Origin of the sequence: Sporomusa sp., assembly GCF_035561255.1 — a bacterium.
GTDB lineage: Bacteria > Bacillota > Negativicutes > Sporomusales > Sporomusaceae > Sporomusa.
The window spans coordinates 1-6,142 of sequence record NZ_DATMXX010000363.1 but is presented as its reverse complement, the minus strand read 5'-3'; the positions used below and the strand labels follow the sequence as shown (position 1 = coordinate 6,142).

General features: G+C 46.2%; 6 protein-coding genes. All 6 read left to right on the top strand.

Features of this window, described 5'->3' with window-relative positions; genetic code table 11:
* The first annotated feature begins 93 nt into the window (after positions 1-93).
* The 6 genes from VN379_RS20695 to VN379_RS20670 all read left to right on the top strand — a co-directional run bounded on the left by VN379_RS20695 (position 94) and on the right by VN379_RS20670 (position 6,041).
* Entirely contained in the window at positions 94-1,287 is a 1,194-nt protein-coding gene (locus VN379_RS20695; protein ID WP_325537375.1) for a PatB family C-S lyase, read from the top strand.
* Between the two features lie 127 nt (positions 1,288-1,414).
* The gene (locus VN379_RS20690; protein WP_325537373.1) at positions 1,415-2,407 is read left to right on the top strand and encodes an NADH:flavin oxidoreductase; all 993 of its coding nucleotides are present in this window, start codon (positions 1,415-1,417) and stop codon (positions 2,405-2,407) included.
* A gap of 22 nt (positions 2,408-2,429) precedes the next feature.
* Positions 2,430-2,996: a nitroreductase gene (locus VN379_RS20685; protein ID WP_325537371.1), complete on the top strand. Its 567-nt coding sequence runs from the start codon at positions 2,430-2,432 to the stop codon at positions 2,994-2,996.
* A 208-nt stretch (positions 2,997-3,204) separates the two neighbouring features.
* Positions 3,205-4,041: an HAD family hydrolase gene (locus VN379_RS20680; RefSeq protein WP_325537370.1), complete on the top strand. Its 837-nt coding sequence runs from the start codon at positions 3,205-3,207 to the stop codon at positions 4,039-4,041.
* A 126-nt stretch (positions 4,042-4,167) separates the two neighbouring features.
* On the top strand, positions 4,168-5,385 hold the full coding sequence (gene metK, locus VN379_RS20675; protein ID WP_325537368.1) for a methionine adenosyltransferase: 1,218 nt from the start codon (positions 4,168-4,170) through the stop codon (positions 5,383-5,385).
* Between the two features lie 134 nt (positions 5,386-5,519).
* The gene (locus tag VN379_RS20670; RefSeq protein WP_325537366.1) at positions 5,520-6,041 is read left to right on the top strand and encodes an NUDIX hydrolase; all 522 of its coding nucleotides are present in this window, start codon (positions 5,520-5,522) and stop codon (positions 6,039-6,041) included.
* Positions 6,042-6,142 lie beyond the last annotated feature (101 nt).

The following is a 6,142-nucleotide window of genomic DNA, read 5'->3' as shown; positions in this document are numbered from 1 at the left end:
GTTGATGATTATACGATATAGATTTTGATACTACCGGACATAAATTATGTATAATTAAAATATATAACTATAAATCAAGTGAGGAATTTAGGTATGGTAAATAATAAAACGATATTTGATTTTGATGCAATTATCCCCCGCCAGGGAACTGGCAGCAGTAAATGGGATGCGGTGGAAAAAGTGTTTGGCAGCCGGGACGTGTTGCCCCTGTGGGTTGCTGATATGGATTTTGCTACACCCGCCGCAGTGACAACTAGGTTGCTGGAGCGGGCCCAGCACCCTATCTATGCTTACAATACCCAGGAGGCGCCGTTATATCAGTCATTGATTGACTGGGTTAAACACCGGCATAATTGGGAAATCGAACAAGACTGGGTTTTACTGGCTCCGGGCGTTGTTCCATCAATTATCCTGTCCATTTTAGCCCTGTCGGCGCCAGGTGACGGCGTTATTATCCAGCCACCGGTCTATCCGCCGTTTTTCGCATCCATTAAGGATAATGACCGGCGGATTGTGGAAAACCCGCTGCTTGTTAAAGATGGTCATTATGAGATTGATTTTGCTGATCTGGAGCAAAAGCTGGCCGATCCCCATAACAAATTATTGTTGTTTTGCAGCCCGCATAATCCGGTTGGTCGGGTATGGAGCAAGGAAGAACTGGGGAAAATATATGAACTCTGCCAAAAGTACCAGGTTGATATCCTGTCAGATGAGATCCACAATGATCTGGTTTATGGGGAGCAGCGGCATACTGTTTTTGCCTCACTTGGCACACCGGTGGCTAAAGAGACGGTTACCTTTATAGCTGCCAGTAAAACGTTTAATATTGCGGGGCTTAATTTCTCGTTTATCGTTGTTCCCTGCAAGCGCCGGCGGGCACTCATCAGTTCCTGGTTTGCCAAATTGCATATTAATCGCAATAATCTTTTTGGGGCAGTTGCCACCGAAACCGCCTACCGGGAGGGTGAGGAATGGCTGGATTCACTGCTGCAATATCTTGAGGGAAATGCTGATACGTTGATCGAGTTTGTCCGGAACCGTCTGCCAGGCATCAAGGTAGTCAAACCAGAGGGGACTTTTCTGGCCTGGCTGGATTTTCGTGCCTACTTTACCAATGCCAAAGAACTGGAAGACTTCCTGGTGCATAAAGCCCGGGTAGGGCTTAATCCCGGCAAAAACTTTGGCAGCCAGGGTGAAGGTTTTGCCCGTTTGAACTTTGCGACCCAACGCAGTGTGCTGCTGGAGGGACTAACCCGGATAGAAAAGGCTCTTCAGGAAATTAAATAGGTATCAGGCAGTATACAAATTGATACTATGGCACAAATTAGTGCGTACTTGTGAATAGGAATCCGAAAGGATAAGATGATTACAGGGTTTATTTCCTATAAACAAGTACAACGAAGGAGGTTTCCGGATGCCCTATTTACTGGAACCATTACAGATCGGGTCTTTAACATTGTCCAATCGATTGGTTATGCCGCCGATGGCTACCTCGAAGGCGGAACCGGACGGTAAGGTCAGCAAGGCTATTCTTGAGTATTATAACGAAAAAACCGCCGGTGGTTATCTCTCACTGGTCATTATTGAACATAGCTTTGTGCAGCAGGCCGGGAAAGCCAGCGAGAATCAGCTGTCTATCGCTGATGACAGTGTTGTTGAGGGCTTAAAAGAACTGGCAGCTATTATCCAGCGCAATGGGGCTAAAGCTGTGGTGCAGATTAATCATGCCGGGAGCGCGGCAGACACAGCGGTAACCGGTGTTGCTCCGGTTGGGCCTTCGGCTGTCAAGAACCCCCGTAAGGGTGGGATACCTCATGCACTTACCCGGGAAGAGATTGGTGAGATTGTTGCAGACTTTGGTGCGGCAGCGCGGCGGGTAAAAGAAGCCGGCTTTGACGGGGTGGAAATTCACTCAGCCCATGGCTATTTTCTCAATCAGTTTTTCTCACCGCTGACGAATAAGCGTACAGATGAATACGGCGGTGATGTGTTAGGACGAATTAGGATTCACCTGCAGGTTATTGATGCCGTCCGGTCGGCTGTAGGTCAGGATTTCCCGATTTTCATCAGGCTGGGAGCAGCGGACTATGCAGAAGGCGGGACTACCGCCGCTGACAGTCAGATTGCCGCAAAGGCTTTTGCCGAAGCCGGTGTCAATGTGATTGACATCTCCGGAGGATTTTCGGGCTACATTGTCCCGGGGAATAATGAACCAGGCTATTTTGCACCACTTAGTGCAGCGGTTAAGGAAGTTGTTGCGATCCCGGTAATCCTTACAGGCGGTATTACTGAGGTGCAGGCGGCAGAACAATTGCTGGCAGCAGGAAAAGCAGACCTTATTGGGGTCGGCAGGGCTGTTTTCCAGGATTCCTTATGGGCACAAAAAGCGGTTAACGCTCTAAAATAATTGATAACCGGGAGGTATTCAGATGGCAGTAAACGAGGTTTTAACAACAATTAAAAAGCGCAGAAGTGTGCGCAGTTTCAAACCTGACCAAATAACAGAGGCCGAGCTGCAGACTGTTCTGGAGGCCGGGATTTATGCCCCAAGCGCCGGGAATCAGCAGCTATGGCATTTCACAGTTATACAGGACAAACAGGTACTGGATCAGCTAAACACTGATGCCAAAGCAGGCGCAGCCCAAATTGATAACGAGCATATTCAGCAAATGGCTAAAAATGAAAAGTTTAATATCTTTTACGGTGCGCCAACAGTCGTGATTGTTTTCGGCAAGGAGGACGGCCTGATGATTGAGTCTGATTGCGCGGCTGCCACACAAAATATATTATTAGCCGCCGAATCCATCAGTCTTGGTTCCTGCTGGGTCGACTTTACCTTATTTGCGTTTGGCGGCGAACAGGATGAGAAATACAAACAGCAGCTAGGTGTACCGGCAGGGTATAAGCCCTTTGCCTCAGTGGCGTTGGGCTATAAGAAAATCGAAGCAGTAAATGCTCCCACCAGAAAAGAAAACGTGATTAATTACGTGAAATAGCGAGTTTCTGAAATTTATTTCGGAAAATGCTATAGTGTGTGTACAATAGTTGGTTGATCAGTAAGCAAGCTGAAGGCCGGGCAGTAGTAAGTCTGCCCCGGCCTTTTTTATTTGAGTGCTGCTGTCACCGGTTAAAATGAATGTATTCATACCGTAATTATGTGCTGCAGCTTCAAGGGATTGCATTTGCCTGATTGGGAGGGGCGCTGTGACAATAAAATCTTTGTATATATCAGACTTAGATGGGACATTGCTTACTAGCCATAAAGAGATCAGCGAGAATACTAAGCAAACACTGAATTCTCTTATTGCCAGTGGTGGATTTTTTTCTGTTGCAACAGCACGGACAGCAGTATCAGCCCAAAAGATACTGTCAGGTGTTCAGATTAATACACCTGTTGTCTTGATGAACGGAGCAGCAATCTATGATATGTTGGACGGTACATACATAAAGACAGAAACGATACCGGCAGCTGCGGCGTATACCATTGTCGAAATTATAAAGAAACATAAAATTACCGGCTTTATGTATTCGGTTTTTGCTAATCGGCTGCAGATATATTATGAGAGTCTGAATACAGCGGCCCTAAAGGCTTATCATAATGAGCGGGTGACGAAATATGCTAAATCCTTTGAACAGATTGCCGGTTTTGCTGATAAAATCAAGGATAACAAAGTGATCTATTTTGCCTTTATGGGGCAAAAAGAGCGATTATCGGAATTAGTGCCTGATTTGAAAAAGCTGCAGGGTATCGGCATGGTGCTTTCCAATGATGTTTATACCGAGAATCTGTGGTATCTGGAGGTATACAGCGCCAACGCTTCAAAGTACAATGCAGTAAACTTTATCCGCAACTATTGCAGTTTTGACCGGATCATAGGCTTTGGTGACAATGTTAATGATATCCCGCTACTAAAAGCATGTGATGAATTTTATGCGGTATCAAATGCAGTTTACGAGTTAAAGGAGCAAGCAACCGGGATCATTGCCGATAATAATTCAGACGGTGTTGCACGGTTTATTGTTGCCAGAAGAGAGTTCTAATCCCACATTGTATCGATAGCTGACTTAAAAAAATGAGAGGCTAGCAGCATGGTTTATTGCTGTTAGCCTCTTTTATCGATTTACAGGTCCGTTAAGTTCGTAGAATATTCTTTAGGAGTGAATAATATGTCCAAACAACGCTATTTCTTCACATCAGAGTCGGTTACGGAAGGTCATCCCGATAAGTTAGCCGATCAAATCTCCGATGGGGTCGTTGACGCCATCCTGGCTCAGGATTCACAAGCCAGGGTAGCATGCGAAACAAGCGTTAATACCGGATTGGTATTGTTAACAGGCGAGGTTTCTACCAAAGCTAATGTTAACTTTAGCCAAATCGCCAGAGATACGATTGCCAAGGTGGGTTACACCAAATCGGAATATGGCTTGGATGCCAGTACCGCGGCTGTTTTGGTATCGATTGACCAGCAATCGCCAGATATTGCCCAGGGGGTAAACCAGGCAATCGAAAGCCGCAGTGGCAGCAGTGACGAAAGGTGGGACAAAATTGGCGCAGGTGATCAGGGGATTGTATTTGGCTACGCCTCGAATGAAACTGACGAATACCTGCCGGCGCCTATTGCCTTTGCCCATCGGCTGGCTAAGCGGCTGGCTGCTGTCCGCAAAGAAGGGCTGTTGCCCTATTTAAGGCCTGATGGTAAGACACAGGTTACGATTGAATACGAAGATTTTATGCCGGTGCGGGTTGAAACCATATTGATTTCAGCCCAACATGCACCTGATGTCGAGTTGGAACAAATTGCAACAGACTTAAAAAGGCTGGTTATTGATGAAATAGTCCCCCCGCAACTATTAGATGACAGCACTAAGTTTCTGGTAAATCCGACCGGACGTTTTGTCATTGGCGGGCCGCAGGGGGATGCCGGCTTGACTGGACGCAAGATTATTGTAGATACTTATGGCGGTTATTCACGGCATGGCGGCGGGGCATTCTCAGGAAAAGATCCTACTAAGGTCGACCGCTCCGGGGCATATGCGGCAAGATATGTTGCCAAAAATATTGTTGCAGCCGGTTTGGCTAAGCGGGCAGAAATTCAGATTGCCTATGCGATTGGGGTTGCGAGACCGATATCTATTTTCGTAGATACTTTTGGTACCGGGAGATTGAGCAACCGTGAATTACTGGATGTTATCAACAAGAACTTTGACTTAAGGCCGGCAGCAATTATTGAGCAGTTGGATCTCCGGCGGCCGATTTATCAGCAGGTTGCCGCCTATGGGCATTTTGGCCGTACCGACATAGATGTGCCCTGGGAACGGACTGATAAAGCATTTGAGTTATTGAACAGTACCCGTACGCACCGGCGAATTAGTGGAGAATACTGATTGCAGATAAGTTAGCGGTTGTATTCCCTGACTCCGGAGCGCAGCCTTTTGGCGTACAGCATATGAAAAGGTTAAAGGGTGGAGCGAATAAACATGCCTAAATTTAGCATTACACCAAACCTTTGGAGGTCTACATGGAGTTTTGGGATATTTTAGACGTAACAGGCAATAAAACAGGCAGAACAATTTGGCGGGGTCAGGCCTTTCAAGCGGGAGAATATCATTTGGTAGTACACGTTCATATTATCAATAAACAAGGTGAATTTCTTATTCAAAAGCGTTCACTGACAAAGGCTGTACTGCCTGGCGTATGGGATATAACCAGCGGGGCTGTATTATCCGGCGAGGACAGCCTGGCAGGGGCTATTCGTGAAACCGAAGAAGAACTGGGAATTAGCCTCTGTCCTGAAAAATTTTTAATGATAACAAGACTCAAAAGAAAAAATAACTTTGTTGATATATGGGCGGCTTTTAGCGATGTTTCTCTGGATGATGTGGTCATGCAGGTTGGGGAGGTTGACGAGGTTAAATTTGTGAATGCCGACGACATGATGAATATCATTTTTTCACCGGAGTACCCAAAATACCGGGAGTATATATACAAACAAGCGATGCTTGAGGTTCTAAGAAATATCAATTTACCACATATGCAGTAAAGCCTCTAGTGTAACAAAGGAGTGCTGGTCGATGGGCAGCCTGGGACGCGGCAGGGTCAGGGAGGACTATTTATTATCTTTAAGTAGAAACTGCTATTGAC